Source organism: Rhodospirillum centenum SW (genome assembly GCF_000016185.1).
Classification (GTDB): Bacteria; Pseudomonadota; Alphaproteobacteria; order Azospirillales; family Azospirillaceae; genus Rhodocista; species Rhodocista centena.
Genome location: NC_011420.2, coordinates 927,018 through 941,831, shown reverse-complemented (window position 1 = coordinate 941,831; position 14,814 = coordinate 927,018). Strand labels below are relative to the sequence as shown.

Genomic DNA, 14,814 nt, shown 5'->3' with positions numbered 1-14,814 from the left:
CGCCACCCCAGGGTGGCGGCGAAGGGAGATCTTTGCCCATGACCGGCTTTCTCAGATCCACCGTTACCGCCCTCGCGTCGCGGGCCGTCACGGCCAAGCTCTACGCCATCGCCTCTGCATTGCTGGTCCTGATCGCCGTGGTCGGCGGTCAGGCCCTGATCGAAATCCGCCGGGACCTGATGGCGAGCCGTGTCGAGGCGTTGGAAGATCTCGTGGACATGGTCCACAGTCTGGCGGCCGACATCGACAAGCCGGTGCAGGCCGGCCAGATCAGCCGGGAGGAGGCCCTGGCCCGTTTCCGGGAGCAGGCCCGCGCGCTGCGCTACAACGACGGCAGCGACTACATCTTCGTTTATGACATGAACGGCGTCAGCCTGGTGCTGCCGGACCCGAAACAGGAAGGCGAGGACCGGATCGATCGCCAGGACGCGGTCGGGAATTACTTCGTCCGTGACTTCGTCCGGGCCGCGGCGAGTGGCGGCGGTGTCGTGGAGTACTGGTATCCGCGGGCCGGCTCCACCGAACCTCTCCCGAAGATCGCCTTCATCCGCGCCTACGAGCCGTGGAACATCCTGATCGGCACCGGGGTCTACACCGACGACATCGATGCCGCCTTCCAGCGCAAGCTGGCCAGCTTCGGCATGACCATCGCCGTCATCATCGTCGGCGCCCTGTTCGTCGTCTGGCTGGTCGCCCGCAGCATCTCCGGCCCGCTCTCCACCCTGGAGAGCTGCATGGGCCGGCTGGCAAGCGGCGACCTGACGGCCGAGATCCCGACGGCCAGGCGGCTGGACGAGATCGGCCGCATGGTCAAGGCCGTGGCGGTCTTCAAGACCAACGCGCTCGACCGCCAGCGCCTGGAGCGGGAGCAGGTCGAAGCCAAGGCCCGTGCCGAAACCGAACGGCGTGCGTCGCTGATGCGTCTCGCCAACGAGTTCGAGGCCAGCGTCGGCGAGATCGTCAACGCCGTCTCCAGTTCCGCCACCGAGACGGAAACCGCCGCCGTCGCCATGAGCAGTTCCGCCGAGCAGTCCACCCGGCAGGCCGCCGCCGTCGCCGCCGCCGCCGACCAGGCCTCGACCAACGTCAACATGGTGGCCGGCGCCACCGAGGAACTGTCCGCCTCCATCCAGGAGATCAGCCGGCAGGTGGACAGCTCGACCAAGATCGCCGGGCAGGCCGTCTCGGACGTGGAGCGGACCAGCACGATCATGACCACCCTTCAGGCGGCGGCCCAGCAGATCGGCGCCGTCGTCGAGCTGATCAACACCATCGCCGGGCAGACCAACCTGCTGGCGCTGAACGCCACCATCGAGGCCGCCCGGGCCGGGGAAGCCGGCAAGGGCTTCGCCGTCGTCGCCAGCGAGGTCAAGGCCCTGGCAACCCAGACCGCCAAGGCCACCGACGAGATCCAGCTCAAGGTCGCGGAAATCCGCAACGCCACCGGCGATGCCGTCGCCGCCATCCGGCAGGTCGCGGAGACCGTGACCCGCATCAACGGCATCACCACCACCGTCGCCGCCGCCGTGGAGGAGCAGAGCGCCGCCACCCGCGAGATCGCCGGCAACGTGCAGCAGGCCGCCGCCGGAACCCAGGAGGTCTCCAGCAACATCGCCGGTGTCACCCAGGCCGCCGGCGAAACGGGAGCCGCCGCATCGCAGATGCAGTCCGCCGCGGCCAACCTGTCGAAGGAGGCCGCCAACCTGCGCAGCCAGGTGCAGACGTTCCTGGAGACGGTCCGGCGGGGCTGAGGCAGTCCCCCGCCGGACCGCCCGTCCCGGCCCACGAGGGGGACGAACGGAACCGGAACCGGACGGCCGACGGGAGAACCCGCATATGGGCAGCTCTCCGGCCGGGACAAGCGCTGACCGGGCACTCCGAAGGGGCAGCGCGGCAGGGGCATCAGGGCGGGGGCGGCCCGGCGCGGCGGTGCCCCCGCCGGTAACCGCCGGAGGGGATCAGCCCTGGGCCATGACCTCCTTCACCTTGGAGGCGAGCTGCTTCAGGCTGAACGGTTTGGGCAGGAACTCGATACGGGTGCCTGCATCCACCGCGTCGCGGAACCTGTCCTCGGTGTAGCCGGAGATGAAGATGACCTTGATCTCCGGCCGCAACCGGCGCACCTCCCGGATCAGGGTCGGGCCGTCCATCTGCGGCATCACCACGTCGGTGATGATGAGATCCACCTTCGGGCCGCCCTCACGCCGGAGCTGGTCCAGCGCCGCTTCCCCGCTCCTCGCCTCCAGGACCAGATAGCCCTTGTTGCGCAGGGCGCGGGCGCCGAACACGCGCACCGCGTCCTCGTCCTCCACCAGCAGGATGGTGCCCATGCCGGTGAGGTCAGCCACCGCCCGTTCCTTCGGCTCGGGGGGCGGGGCGGTGGCCACCGGCTCGCTGTGCCGCGGCAGGAAGATGGAGAACTTCGCCCCTTGGTCGGGCGCGGATTCGACAAAGATGAAACCGCCCGTCTGGCGCACGATGCCGTAGACGGTGGAAAGTCCGAGCCCGGTGCCCGAGCCGACCTCCTTCGTCGAGAAGAAGGGATCGAAAATGCGCTGGAGATTCTCCCTCGGGATGCCGACGCCGGTATCCGCCACCTCGATCACGACATAGTCGCCCGGGGGCATCTCCTCCGTCTCGCGCCGGACCGGACCCGTGGCTGAGAAATTGCTGGTCACGATGCTGAGCCGACCGCCGCCCGGCATGGCGTCACGGGCATTGACGGCAAGATTGATGATGACCTGTTCGAGCTGCCCCTGGTCCACCTTGACCAGCCCCAGATCGCGGCCGTGCAGCATGCGCAGTTCAATGTTCTCGCCGATCAGCCGGCGCAGCAGGTTGGACAGTTCCGCCAGCACGTCGGTGACGCTGAGCACCCGCGGCTGCAGGGTCTGCTGCCGCGAGAAGGCGAGAAGCTGACGGACCAGATTGGCCGCCCGGTTGGCGTTCTGCTTGATCTGCATGATGTCGGAAAAGGACTGGTCGCCCGGCTTGTGGCGCAGCAGCAGCAGATCGCAGAAGCCGATCATCGCCGTCAGCAGATTGTTGAAGTCGTGCGCCACACCGCCGGCGAGCTGACCGATCGCCTGCATCTTCTGCGACTGGACGATCTGGCTCTCCAGGCTTTTCTGCTCGGTCATGTCCACGACATGGAGGACAAGGCCGCCCTCCCCGTCCAGGTCGATGCGGCGGGCGAACAGGTGGACCATGGGACCGCCCGCGCCACGCATGCTGATCTCGATGGGTGCGCTCCCGGCCGATACCTCCCGCCCGTTCAGGACATCGAGCAGCCGCCCGACCAGATCCGCCCGTTTCTCCCGTTGGAAGGCCATGCCGATGGGCCGGCCCTGGACCTCCTCCAGTGCCGATCCGGCCAGCGACAGGAAGGTGGCGTTGCATTCGGCCAGCCGCAGTTCCGGATCAACCAGCGCCACACCGATCGGCGCATACTCGAAGAACCGCTGGAACCGCCGTTCCGCCCGCTCCATCGCCTGCCGGCGCGGCAGGTCCGGAGAAAGATCGCAGAGCAGCAGCACGTCGCGCCGGCCGTCGGGGCCGTCCTCCGCGATGCGGTAGCCGTTGGCCGGCATGGCGCTGCCATCGGGCCGCAGCAGCGCCACCTCGGACGGAAGATCGGCCGGCCGGGCCTCGGCCACGGGCAGACCGGCCACCACCTGGTCAAGCCGCAGGCCGCGTGCCGCCACGTCACCGGCCGGGATGTCCAGCCAGCCGGCGGCGCGGGCATTGACCGCCAGCAGCATCCCGTCCAGGTCGGCGACGAGCACCCCCACGGGAGCCCCGTCGAGCGCATCGGGAAAGGCGTAGGCCGGCGCCGGCAGGGATGCCGCCCGCCACAGCACATGGCCCGGCCGGCCGGGCAGCGGAACCGCCGACACCCGCCAGCGGGCCGAGCGGAGGGACGGCGAAGACGCGTCCAGAACGGTCTCCCGGCCCTGCCGCGCCGCGGCCTCCATCCGCGTCAGCGTGGCCATGCCCAGGTCGGGGAACGCGGCGGCCAGGGCCGTCCTGACGCTTCCCCCGCCGCCGGTTCTCCCGCCGCCATCCTGGGGCAGCAGTTCCGCGAAGGAACGGTTGGCCAGCAGCAGATGGCCGTCGGGGGCCAGCACCGCCAGCGCGTCCGGCACCGTATCCAGAACGGCGCCGAGCAGGCCCTGGTCCTGCTGCCGGCCGGCAGCGGCACGCTGGACCAGCCAGACCAGACCCAGCGCACCGAATCCCAGAAGACTGCCCACGAGCCAGACCAGCACGGTGCCATCGACGATGGAACCGGACACCGCCTCCAGCACGCCGCCGACGCCGATCAGGGCCAGCAGCGCCGCCCCCAGCGCCGCCACGCGCACGGGGTTGCCGGACAGGCGGTCCGGCGACGCTGGAGACGGTGGCTCAGGCGGCACGGGGCGGCTCTCCCTTGCGGAAAACGGGTGCGGCACCATAGCAGTCCGGGGGCCGGAGACCAGAGGCCCCTCAGGTGGGAATCGGTTTGCGCTTCAGTTTGAAGACATAGGAGATGACCTGGGCGACGGCCTTGTAGTGTTCAGCCGGGATCTCCTCGTCGATCTCGGCCGTGGCGAACAGGGCGCGGGCCAGCGGCGGGTTGGAGATGACGGGCACCCCGGCCTCCTCCGCCAGTTCACGGATGCGCTTGGCGATCAGATCGGCCCCCTTGGCGACCACCCGGGGGGCCGACATGGCCGAGGCGTCGTACTTCAGTGCCACGGCGAAATGGGTCGGGTTGGTGACCACCACGTCGGCCGAGGGCACGGCCGCCATCATCCGGTTGCGGGAGCGCTGCATACGGAGCTGCCGGATCTTGCTCTTGATCAGCGGATCGCCCTCGGTCTGCTTGTACTCGTCCTTCACCTCCTGCTTGGTCATGCGCATCTGCTGCATGAACTGGTAACGCTGAAAAGCGTAGTCGGCCCCGGCGATGGCTCCCAGGACGATCACGACGGCGGCGATGAGCTTCGCCGCCTCATGGCGTGTCTCGACGATGACGGAGGGCAGCGGCAGGGCCAGGAAATGCTCGATGGAGGTCCACAGCGGCAGCAGCAGAACGCTGACGACAATGCCGACCAGCACCAGCTTGCCCAGCGACTTCAGGAACTCGACGAGGTTCTTGAGCGAGACCTTGTTCTTCAGGCCGGTGAGCGGATTCACCTTGTTGAGATCGAACTTGAAGACGTTCTCGGCGGAGAACATCAGCCCGACCTGGATGATCGGCGCCGCCAGCGCCGCCAGCAGCAGCAGCACGAGCGTCGGCGCCAGCGCGAACGCGATGTCCAGCGTGAGGTCCGTCAGCACGTCGCCCAGGGCTGCCGGGGCCATCAGGATGGCATGGGGCCGCTCCACGAACGGCATCATCGCGTCCCAGAGAATCCGGCCCGACCAGGGAAGCAGCAGCAGCACCATCACGAGGCCGGAGGCGAGAATGAACAGGTTCCCGACCTCCATCGACTTGGCGACCTGCCCCTTCTCCCGGGCGTCGCTGAGTTTCTTGTCTGTCGGTTCTTCTGTTTTGGAGTCCTGGTCCTGGTCCTCGGCCATCGCCGCTCCCCCCGGTCAGGGCCGCAACAGGCCGACGAGCTGATCCTCGAAATGGGTCAGCCAGAACAGCATGAGGGCGGAGAGGCTGAGGCTCAGCATCAGCGAACCGATGGCGATCTGGATCGGCAGGCCGACGAAGAAGACCTGCACCTGCGGCACCAGCCGCGCCACCAGACCGAGCCCGAGATAGAAGAGGAAGCCGATGACGAAGAAGGGCACGGCGAGCTGCACCCCGATGGCGAAGCTGGTGTTCACCGTCTGGGCCAGATGCTCCGTCGCGTCCCCCAGCGGCAGCCCGTCCGCCGGGCTGAACAGGGTGTAGCTGTCCACCACCGCCAGGATCAGCATGTGATGCAGATCCGTGGCGAAGATGACGACCACCGCACCGATGCCCAGCAGCGCACCGATCGGATTGCCCGGCGCCGCCAGCGCCGGGTTGAACGCCTGCGCCGCGGCGAGGCCGAGCTGGTTGGCGATGAGGAAGCCGCCCGTCTCCAGTGCGGTCAGCAGCACCCGCGCGAGGGTGCCGATGAAGAGGCCGACCAGGATCTCGCTCACCACGAGCGCCGCCAGCTCGGCCGGGGCCGACGGCTCGGGCGGCAGGTACTGGCGCACCACCGGCGTCACCACCGCCGCCACGACGAGCGCGAACAGCAGCCGGATGCGGGCGGAGATGGCCTGCTCCCCGATCGCGGGGATGATCATGAAGGCGGCGGCCAGCCGCACGAACACCAGCAGGAAGGCGAAGACCGAACCGCCGACGAACGCCGCGAGGTCCATCCCCCACCCCGCCTCAGCCGCCGGAGCCGATGGCGACGATCTTGTCCGCGATCCCTTCCATGAAGGAGCGCAGGTGCCCCAGCATGAACGGCATCAGGAACACCATCGCCGCGAACATGATGACGATCTTCGGCACGAAGGTGATGGTCTGCTCCTGGATCTGGGTCAGCGCCTGGAACAGCGAGATCACGAGACCGACGACGAGGCCGATCAGCATCAGCGGGCCGCCGACGATGACGACGACGAGAAGCGCCTCGCGCCCGATGGCGATGACATCCGCATCCGTCACGGCCCTGCCCCGTCCGTCAGATCGGCATCCGGAGGATTTCCTGGTACGCGGTGATGACCCGGTCGCGGACGTTCACCACCGCCTGGAGCGTGACCTCGGCATTGCTCACCGCGGTCACGACATCGGCCAGATCCGCCTTGCCGACGATGCCCTCGATGCTCTTCTGCTCGCCGAGTTTCATCGTGTCGATCGACTCCTCCGCCGCGTGGCGCAGCAGGTCGCCGAAGGACTCGCCCTCCTCGGCGGGGGTCTTCATGCCGGGCTTGAGGCCCTGGACGGCGGCGTTCGCGTAGGCGGCGGCGGCGCTGGTGAAGGGAACGGCCATGCTCGGTCACTCCTGCGGGAAAGCCTGCGCGCCTAGCTGCGCAGAAGCTCGATGGTACGGGTCAGCATCTGGCGCGTCGTGTCGATCACGTTGAGGTTGGCCTCATAGGACCGCTGTGCTTCGCGCATGTCCATGGATTCGACCAGCGAATTGACGTTGGGCGTGAGCACGTAGCCCTCGGCGTCGGCGCTGGGGTGGCCGGGATCGTAGCGGCGCTGGAAGTCGCTGCGGTCCACGTCGATCTTCTTCACCTTCACGGTGGGCATGCCCAGCTCGCGGTTCAGCACGTTCTGGAACAGCACCACCTTGCGCCGGTAGGGCAGATCGCCCGGCGTCGGCGCCGTGGAGTTGGCGTTGGCGAGGTTCTCCGCGATCACGCGCAGGCGGGTGCCCTGCACCTTCAGGCCGGCGGCGGAGAGCGACAGGGTGTTCATCAGGTCCATGGGTCAGTCTCCCGTCGTGCCCGTTACTGCCCGCCACGGCCGAGCGCCGTCTTCAGCATGGCGATCTGCTTGCGGTAGATGTTCGTGACGCCCTGGAACTCGATCGCGTTCTGGCCCAGCTTCGTCATCTGCTCCTCCAGCACCACGGCGTTGCCGTCGGGCGCCGTCTCGTAGGTGGCGCGCTGGCGGCCGTCCTTGAAGGGCCGGTCCCGGGGCAGGGTGCCGGCCATGTGCATCGGGTTCGTCTGCGCGATCTCCATCCGGCCGCTCTCGCGCAGCTCCTTGCGGAAATCGAAGGCCACAAGGTCCTGGGGTTTGTAGTCGGGCGTGTCGGAGTTGGCGACGTTCTGCGCCAGAACGCCCTGGCGCTGGCTGTGCCAGGCCATCTTCTCCGAAATGAGCTTGAACAGGCCGATCTTGTTCAGGTCCATGACACCCTTCCCTGCCCGACTTGGCTTGCACCGGACTTGGTTCCCGCCTCACTGGCAAGCAAGAACCGTGCCTGGATACCGACCCTGCCGGTCACCTTCATGCATCCCGGTGCCCGGTCCGGCCGGCGGCATGACGCGGAATGCATAAAATTGAATCTATCTTTTCCTATCATACTCCACCCATAGGGTTAAGAGTTGGAAAACCGTGACCCGGCCGGGGCAACCCGCAGGGTTTACCGGGGGGAAGGATTTGTTAAGCTGCGCCGCGCAGGATCGGCCCGCCACGGCGCGCGCCCTGCATGAAACCGTCGCCGTGAGCCCGCATCCGTGAGCCTGTCGCCTTGAGCCAGCCGGAGACACCGCCGCGCCGTCCCGTCGCCGTCGCCCTGAGGCACCAGCCGGGCGGCGAGTCGCTGCCGCGCATCGTCGCCAGCGGACACGGGGCCGTGGCCGAACAGATCCTGGAGATGGCCTTCGCCGCCGGGGTCAAGGTGCGCGAGGACGCCGATCTGGCGGAAATCCTGTCCGCCCTGGACCTGGACAGCGAAATCCCCCTGGAAGCGATTGCCGCCGTGGCGGAAATCCTTGCCTACGTCTACCGGGCGAACGGCACGACGCCGGGCGCGCCGGCCCCGACCGGAAAGGCCGCGCCATGACCGGGACCCCGCCCCCCGCCCCGCCCCCTGCCTCGCCTGAGGAGATCGCCGCGGCACTTTCCGAGCTGCGCACCGTGCTGGAGCGCAGCGCCGGGCTGGTGCGCCAGCGCGATCTGGTCGATCTGGCCGGGCTGGAGACGGAGGCGCGCCAGCTCCTGGATGCCGCCGTGGCCCTGCCGCCGGCGCACGCCCGCCTGCTGCTGCCCTTCCTTGAGGAGGTGCTGGCGGCCCTGGAGGGCGTGCAGGCGGCGCTGACCGAGACCCACGGCGAGACGCTGGGCGGGGCCGAGCCGGCCAGCCGCCGCATGCGTGCCGTCGCCGCCTACCGCAAGCCGGAAGAAGCCTGATGCCGCGTCCCCCTTCCCGCCCGCCCGCGGGCGTCCCCGGAGCCTGAGCATGGACGCGACGAGCTATCTGCGCTTCATCGTGGCCCTGGTCTTCGTGCTGGCCCTGATCGGCGTCTTCGGCCTGCTGCTGCGCCGGTTCGGCCCGGGGGCCGGGCTGGTGGCGCGGGCCCGGGGCGACCGGCGGCTGGCCGTCGTCGAGGTGCTGCCGCTGGACGCCAAGCGCCGGCTGGTGCTGGTGCGCCGCGACGGGGTGGAGCATCTGCTGCTGCTGGGGGCCGCCACGGACCTGGTGGTGGAGGGCGGACTGCCCGCCGCCCCGCCGCCGCCGCAACCGGCGACGCAGCCGAAACCGCCGTCCCTGGCGTTCCGCGAGGCGCTGGCACGGGTCCGGGGCGAACCGGCCCGGACCGGCGGAACAGCAGGCGGACCAGCCGACGGGAACGGGGCCTGAGCATGCGCATCCTGCCCCCGCCGAAGACGCTGCTCTGGCTGCTGCTGCCGGTCGCCCTGGGCGGCCTTCTCCTGCTGCTGACGGGACCCGCCGCGGCGCAGAACTTCCAGCTCGACCTGGGCGAGCAGAGCGGCACCGCGACCGGCCGGATCATCCAGCTCGTCGCGCTGCTGACGGTGCTGTCGCTGGCGCCCAGCATCCTGATCATGATGACCTGCTTCGTGCGCATCGTGATCGTGCTGTCGTTCCTGCGCTCGGCCATGGGCACGCAGCAGGTGCCGCCGAACCAAGTGCTGGTCAGTCTCGCCCTGTTCCTGACCTTCTTCATCATGGCGCCGGTGATGCAGGAGTCCTACGCCAACGGCATCCGGCCCCTGATCAATGAGGACATCGACGAGCTGACGGCGTTCAACCGCGCGGTGGAGCCGTTCCACGGCTTCATGATGAAGCATGTGCGCGAGCGCGACCTGCAGCTCTTCCTCGACATCGCCAAGACGGGGCCGGTGGCCGACCCCAAGGACGTGCCGCTCCAGGTGGTGATCCCGGCCTTCATGCTGTCGGAGCTGAAGCGGGCCTTCGAGATCGGCTTCCTGGTCTTCGTGCCGTTCCTGGTCATCGACATGGTGGTGGCGTCGGTGCTGATGTCGATGGGCATGATGATGCTGCCCCCGACCCTGATCGCCCTGCCGTTCAAGGTGATCTTCTTCGTCCTGGTGGACGGCTGGTATCTGATCGTCGGCAGTCTGGTGCAGAGCTTCGGCACGACCTGACCCGGCCCTGGCGCCGTCCGGCCCCAGGGTCCGCGGCAGCCGGGCCGGGTCAGTTCAGCCCGGCGGGAGCCGGGGGCGTATCGGCGGCGGGCGGGGTCGCGGCCTGCTGGCGGGTGCGGTAGACGTCCAGGAAGCTGCGGAACATGTCGATCTCCGCGATGCGGGACCGGATCGTCGCTGCATCGACCAGCCCCGCCGCCTCGTCCGGACGGGTCAGCACGCGGAAGGCCGTGGCGTCGGCCGTCTTTTCCATCGCCGGGCCGAACTGGTCGCGGATCTGGCGCAGGCCGGCATCGTCCTGTGCCAGCGCCAGGGCCACGGCCCGGTTGATGACCAGCCGCGACTGCTCGGCCGGCAGTTCCGCGCCCGCCGCGGGGGGCGGGCCGATCAGATCGGCCAGGGCCGCGGCGGCGGCCGGCCACTGCTTGTCGCGCCAGGCGACGTCGATGCGCAGCAGCTTGGCCGGGCGCGAGCCGTCGGCGGCGAGCAGGCCCACCGCCTCGGACCCACGGCCCAGGTCGGCCAGGGCACGGGCGCGCAGCAGCCGGCGCTCCTCCGCCAGTGCGGCGGGCAGGTCCGGCATCTCACTGGCGTCCAGAGTCGCCAGCGCCTTGTCCGGCTTGCCGTCCAGCAGCCGGATGCCGGCCGCGCGGGTGCCGACCTGCGCCTTCTCCGTTCCGGCCAGCCGGTACTGCACCTGATGTTCCAGCAGCTCCGCCGCGCGGTCCAGCAGGTCGATCTCGACCAGACGTTCCGCCAGCCGGCGGATGACGAGGTCGCCGTCGGGGCCGGGCGGGGTCAGCTCGCGGTACTGTTCGTAGAGCGCCAGCGCCTCCAGCGGCGGCATCGACGCCGCCCCGTCCTGGACGAACAGGTTGGCGAAGATGTCCGACATCCGCTTGGCGATCTCCGCCGCCTGCGGGCTGTCGGGATAGAGGGTGATGGCGCGCTTGAGCGTGTCGAAGGCGGCCGGGTACTGCTTCGCCAGGGCGTGAACCTCGCCCAGCCGGCGCTGGATCTCCAGCTCCAGGTCGTCGCCGCGCCAGGCGAAGCGCAGCTTCTCCATCTCCTCCGCCGCCTTCTCCGGAGGCAGCTTGCCGGTGGCGAGGCGCAGGTCGATCAGGTCCTTGGTGGCGCGGGTCCGGTACAGCCGGTCGTTGGAGGCGGCCGCCTTCTCCCAGGCATCCTCTGCCTTCTTGTCATCGCCCTGCTTGTGCGCCAGCTCGCCCGCGAAATAGTGGAAGGCGGCGGCGCGCGGGCCGTCGTCGGCGCCGCGGCGGTCCAGCCGGTCGATCAGCCGTCCCGCCGTATCGAGATCGCCCTGGCGCAGCGCCGCATCCACGGCCAGCAGGGCAAGCCGGGAGAAGAAGGGCTCCGGATAGTCGCGCAGCAGGCGCGCCTGCCGGGCGAAGAGCGTCGCCGCCCGGTCCCACTCCCCCTTCTCCGCATGCGCGGCGGCTTGCCAGAGGTCGGCATCGGGCTCGCCCACCAGACTGCGGGAGGAAAGGTCGGCGATGGCCCCGTCCGGGTCGCCCGCCAGCGCCCGGGCGGCACCGCGCACCGCCAGGAACTCGGCGCGGCGGTCCAGATCGGGCTGTTCCTCCAGGATCAGGTCCAGCAGGCCGAGCGCCTCCGCCCCCCAGCCGTTGGCGAGGTAGAAGCGGGCCAGCTTCAGGCGCTCGCGGCCGCGGTTGCCGGGCGGGGCCGCCACCAGCTCCTGCCAGAGATCCTGACGGCGCCGGATGTAGTTCTGCGGCGGCACCTGCCCCCAGGCCGCATAGTCGTAGAGCCGCTCCGGCTCCGCCGGGGGGGGCGGCAGGGCGGCGGCGATATCCTCCGGCGGGGAGAGGCGCAGACCGCCGGGCACGGTGATCTCCACCCCCTCCCGCACCGGCTGCACCAGAAGCTGGTCGTTGACCGGGCGCACGACGATGCCCTGAGCCGAAGGCAGGATCTGCGCGTCGGCCAGACGCAGCGGCACCGGCATGTTCTGCCCGGCCACCGGAAGCGGCACGACCTTGAGGGTGTCCCCGACGACGGGATCGTTGAAGTCGATCACCCGGGCGGCGTCCGGGACCTTCAGCACCAGCCGCGGTCCCAGCGCGAAATCCGGCTCCGCATCGGCGGGAATCCCGTCGCCGGGGGCGGGCTGCGCCTCCGGACGGGCCAGGACGACGCGCCAGACCGTGCCCTCCTTCTCCACCCGCGGGGTCAGGATGACGGGATGGGTGAGGCGGAAACCGCCACCCTCGGCATGGCTGACGGGCTCGATGGCGCCGGTCAGGCCCTGCACCGCCGCAGGCGCGGTGCCGGGCGGCACCGGACGGTCGAACAGGATGTAGAGCCAGCCGGCCCGCTCGAACACGGCCGCCGCCGTCGGGGCCTGCGGATCGAAGGCGACGATGACGGGGGCCGCCTCGACCGCCGCCACGGGCTCGGCAGGTGCCGGGGGGGCTGCGGGCGGCGCCCCGGCCGGAAGCGGGGCCGGCGCAGGCTGGGGCGATTCGGGTTGGGCCGGCGCAGGCTGGGCGGGTGCAGGCGGCCCCCCTGCCGGCGGGGTTGCGGCGGGGGTGCCGCCCTGGGCCGCGGCCCGCTGCTGGCTGAGCTGCCAGAGCGGCGCACCCTCGGCCTGCCGGCGCTCCTCCTCCGTCCGCGGCGGACGGGCGGAGGGGGAGCGGGCAGAGGGCGAAAGGGCAGAGGGCGGAAGGGCAGAGGGCGGGAGGGGAGCAGGCTGGCCGGCCGGCCCGGCAGCCGGCGCCGGTGCAGAAGACGGGGCGGGTGCAGGGGACGGACTGGCGGTCTGTGCGCCGGGGGCCGGCGTCGGGGCCTCCCTGGCCGGCCGGGGGGACGGCGGAGCCGCGGGCGGCGCTTCCGCGACAGCCGGGGCCGCCGCCGCGGGCGACGGACCGGCGATGTCCACCACGACACGGGCACCGCTGCGGAAGTCCTTCAGCGTGGCGTCGGCAGCGACGGTGAAACGGACGGCAAGGCCGGGCGTATCGGAAACCTGGGCCAGCCCCTGCACCCGCGGAGGATTGATCCGGCGGGCCTGGGCGAAGTCGGCCCGCGCGGCCCGGTCGAAGCGCAGCGTCACCTGCGTGCCGTCGCGTTCCACACGGTAGCCGACATCGGACGGCCAGTCGAACACCAGCCGGGTATAACCGGGATGGATGCCGGCCCGGACAGCCACGCGCGGCAGGGGGGCCGGAGCCGTGGCGGGCGCCTGTTGTGCCGGAGGCTGGGCGGCCGGCGCCGCGGAACCCGGCTGTGCCGGCTGGGCGAACGCCTCCGTTCCGGCCAGCAGCGCGAGCACGGACGCCAGGGTGGTCAGCCGGGTCTGCAACGGAGGCCGCCGCATCAGCGCATCCCCCCATGCTCGGCGACGATCACGTCAACCCGGCGGGCGAGGCGCATCCGCTCCGCCACCGGCAGGAACGGCGCCGTCTCCGGGAACTGGGCGTCGGCCTGTCCGCGCACGGTGATGGCGCGGAGATAGCCCGCGCCGTGCAGGGCATCCGCAACCGCCTGGGCGCGGGCCAGCGACAGTTCCCAGTTCGACGGCCAACGGCTGCCCGCGGGCCGCGGATCGGTATGCCCCACCACCTCCAGCGCATTGCCGATGTTGCCCGCCACGCCCCCCAGCACGAACAGCGCCCTGAGCCCCGCGGGCGACAGGGCGGCATCGCCGGGGGCGAACAGCAGGTCGGCCGGCAGCGCCAGCACCAGCCGGCCGTCGCGCCGGGTGATGAGGACCTGCGCCAGTTCTGGATGCCCGGCCATCTGCGTCTCGAAGACCCGGCCGAGATAGCCGAGGTCGATGGCCTGCTCCCGGTTCAGCCTGTCCACGTTGAAGGCCGCCTCCGGGGCCGCCTCCCCCTCGGCCCGCACGGCAAGGTCGCCATGCAGCCCGCCGGCAAGGGCGCGGTAACGCGGGTCCGCCGGGTCCGACATGGCGTAGAGCATGACGAAGAAGGTCAGCATCAGGCAGACCAGATCCGTGAAGCTCACCAGCCAGGCCCGCCCCGACGCGGTCCGGCGCGACGGCAGCAGGGCGAGCAGACGCATCGCGCCGTTCATGGCGCACCATCCGCACCGGCGGTCAGGCGCACGGCCGGCGCCGCAGGATCGTGGATGCGGAAGAGGAATCGCAGCTCGCCCGCCGGGCGCCCCGGCTCGATCCCGATGGAGAGCGCCGCCGCGGGCGCGCCCTGGCCGACCAGCCCGCGGGCCAGAGCACCGACGCGGGCGACCTCGCCCACCGGACCGCGCCCCGCCGGATTGCCGGGCGCGACCAGGGCATCCGTGCGGACCTGCACACCCGCGGGCCGCGGCGCCAGCACGTCGGCGATGCGGTGGACCAGCCCCGCCCGCTCCGGCCGGAAGGACAGCGTACCGGGGGTGAAGAGATCGTCCGCGCCCAGCGTCACCAGCAGGGTGCTTCCGTCGGCCGGAGCCTCCAGCTTGGCGAGCGGGATCTCCGCCTGGAACAGATCGCCCAGATCACGCAGGGCGCGCGAGGCGTCCGCCAGCGCCGCCTCCCGGTCATGGTCACCCTGACGGCCGCTGAGACTGGTCCGCAGCGAGAAGGCACGGTCCACGCTCTCCAGCACCTGTCCGGCCCGCCGCTCGTCGAAACTGGCCAGCGAGGTCAGCAGGATGAAGAAGGCGAGCAGAAGGATGAACAGGGCCAGGTAGAGCAGCATGCCGCCGCCCCCGTCGTCCTGATCCGCGGCGTTGTCGCCCCCGGACAGCATGAG

At 70.7% G+C, this 14,814-nt stretch carries 15 protein-coding genes; 5 read left to right on the top strand and 10 right to left on the bottom strand.

What is annotated here, in order from left to right:
- Window positions 1-38: 38 nt before the first annotated feature.
- Window positions 39-1,751 (top strand): methyl-accepting chemotaxis protein, encoded by a 1,713-nt coding sequence (locus RC1_RS04255; RefSeq protein WP_012566117.1) that lies wholly within the window; start codon window positions 39-41, stop codon window positions 1,749-1,751.
- A gap of 207 nt (window positions 1,752-1,958) precedes the next feature.
- On the opposite strand, the gene RC1_RS21355 is transcribed toward RC1_RS04255, so the two are convergent.
- From RC1_RS21355 to flgB, 7 genes are all read right to left on the bottom strand, one after another.
- Complete coding sequence (locus tag RC1_RS21355; RefSeq protein WP_234703829.1) at window positions 1,959-4,415, bottom strand: hybrid sensor histidine kinase/response regulator; 2,457 nt, start codon at window positions 4,413-4,415, stop codon at window positions 1,959-1,961.
- Window positions 4,416-4,485: 70 nt separating this feature from the next.
- Window positions 4,486-5,565, bottom strand: a complete 1,080-nt coding sequence (gene flhB, locus RC1_RS04245; RefSeq protein ID WP_012566115.1) for a flagellar biosynthesis protein FlhB — start codon at window positions 5,563-5,565, stop codon at window positions 4,486-4,488.
- A 15-nt stretch (window positions 5,566-5,580) separates the two neighbouring features.
- Window positions 5,581-6,345 (bottom strand): flagellar biosynthetic protein FliR, encoded by a 765-nt coding sequence (gene fliR / locus RC1_RS04240; protein WP_012566114.1) that lies wholly within the window; start codon window positions 6,343-6,345, stop codon window positions 5,581-5,583.
- A gap of 13 nt (window positions 6,346-6,358) precedes the next feature.
- Window positions 6,359-6,634: a flagellar biosynthesis protein FliQ gene (gene fliQ / locus RC1_RS04235; RefSeq protein WP_012566113.1), complete on the bottom strand. Its 276-nt coding sequence runs from the start codon at window positions 6,632-6,634 to the stop codon at window positions 6,359-6,361.
- A gap of 16 nt (window positions 6,635-6,650) precedes the next feature.
- A complete protein-coding gene (fliE, locus tag RC1_RS04230) occupies window positions 6,651-6,959 on the bottom strand; it encodes a flagellar hook-basal body complex protein FliE (RefSeq protein WP_012566112.1) in 309 nt (102 codons plus the stop codon).
- Window positions 6,960-6,991: 32 nt separating this feature from the next.
- Window positions 6,992-7,402, bottom strand: coding sequence for a flagellar basal body rod protein FlgC (gene flgC, locus RC1_RS04225; protein WP_012566111.1), 411 nt, complete (start codon window positions 7,400-7,402; stop codon window positions 6,992-6,994).
- Between the two features lie 23 nt (window positions 7,403-7,425).
- Window positions 7,426-7,833 carry a flagellar basal body rod protein FlgB gene (gene flgB, locus RC1_RS04220; protein ID WP_012566110.1) on the bottom strand — a complete coding sequence of 136 codons (408 nt, stop codon included), beginning with the start codon at window positions 7,831-7,833 and terminating at the stop codon, window positions 7,426-7,428.
- A gap of 341 nt (window positions 7,834-8,174) precedes the next feature.
- On the opposite strand from flgB, the gene RC1_RS04215 reads away from it, so the two are divergent.
- Genes RC1_RS04215 through fliP form a run of 4 tightly spaced genes read left to right on the top strand, consistent with a single transcriptional unit; the run spans window position 8,175 to window position 10,057 of the window.
- Entirely contained in the window at window positions 8,175-8,489 is a 315-nt protein-coding gene (locus RC1_RS04215; RefSeq protein WP_012566109.1) for an EscU/YscU/HrcU family type III secretion system export apparatus switch protein, read from the top strand.
- Window positions 8,486-8,836 carry a hypothetical protein gene (locus RC1_RS21675; RefSeq protein ID WP_012566108.1) on the top strand — a complete coding sequence of 117 codons (351 nt, stop codon included), beginning with the start codon at window positions 8,486-8,488 and terminating at the stop codon, window positions 8,834-8,836. Before RC1_RS04215 ends, RC1_RS21675 begins: the two co-directional genes overlap by 4 nt.
- Window positions 8,837-8,885: 49 nt before the next feature.
- On the top strand, window positions 8,886-9,287 hold the full coding sequence (locus RC1_RS04205; RefSeq protein ID WP_012566107.1) for a FliO/MopB family protein: 402 nt from the start codon (window positions 8,886-8,888) through the stop codon (window positions 9,285-9,287).
- Window positions 9,288-9,289: 2 nt separating this feature from the next.
- A complete protein-coding gene (gene fliP, locus RC1_RS04200; RefSeq protein WP_012566106.1) occupies window positions 9,290-10,057 on the top strand; it encodes a flagellar type III secretion system pore protein FliP in 768 nt (255 codons plus the stop codon).
- Between the two features lie 49 nt (window positions 10,058-10,106).
- On the opposite strand, the gene RC1_RS04195 is transcribed toward fliP, so the two are convergent.
- From RC1_RS04195 to RC1_RS04185, 3 genes are read right to left on the bottom strand one after another with little or no spacing between them, the layout of a single operon-like run.
- On the bottom strand, window positions 10,107-13,415 hold the full coding sequence (locus RC1_RS04195; protein WP_012566105.1) for a tetratricopeptide repeat protein: 3,309 nt from the start codon (window positions 13,413-13,415) through the stop codon (window positions 10,107-10,109).
- Window positions 13,415-14,134, bottom strand: a complete 720-nt coding sequence (locus RC1_RS04190) for an OmpA/MotB family protein (RefSeq protein WP_012566104.1) — start codon at window positions 14,132-14,134, stop codon at window positions 13,415-13,417. Before RC1_RS04190 ends, RC1_RS04195 begins: the two co-directional genes overlap by 1 nt.
- Window positions 14,131-14,811, bottom strand: coding sequence for a flagellar motor protein MotB (locus tag RC1_RS04185; RefSeq protein WP_012566103.1), 681 nt, complete (start codon window positions 14,809-14,811; stop codon window positions 14,131-14,133). Before RC1_RS04185 ends, RC1_RS04190 begins: the two co-directional genes overlap by 4 nt.
- Window positions 14,812-14,814: the final 3 nt, after the last annotated feature.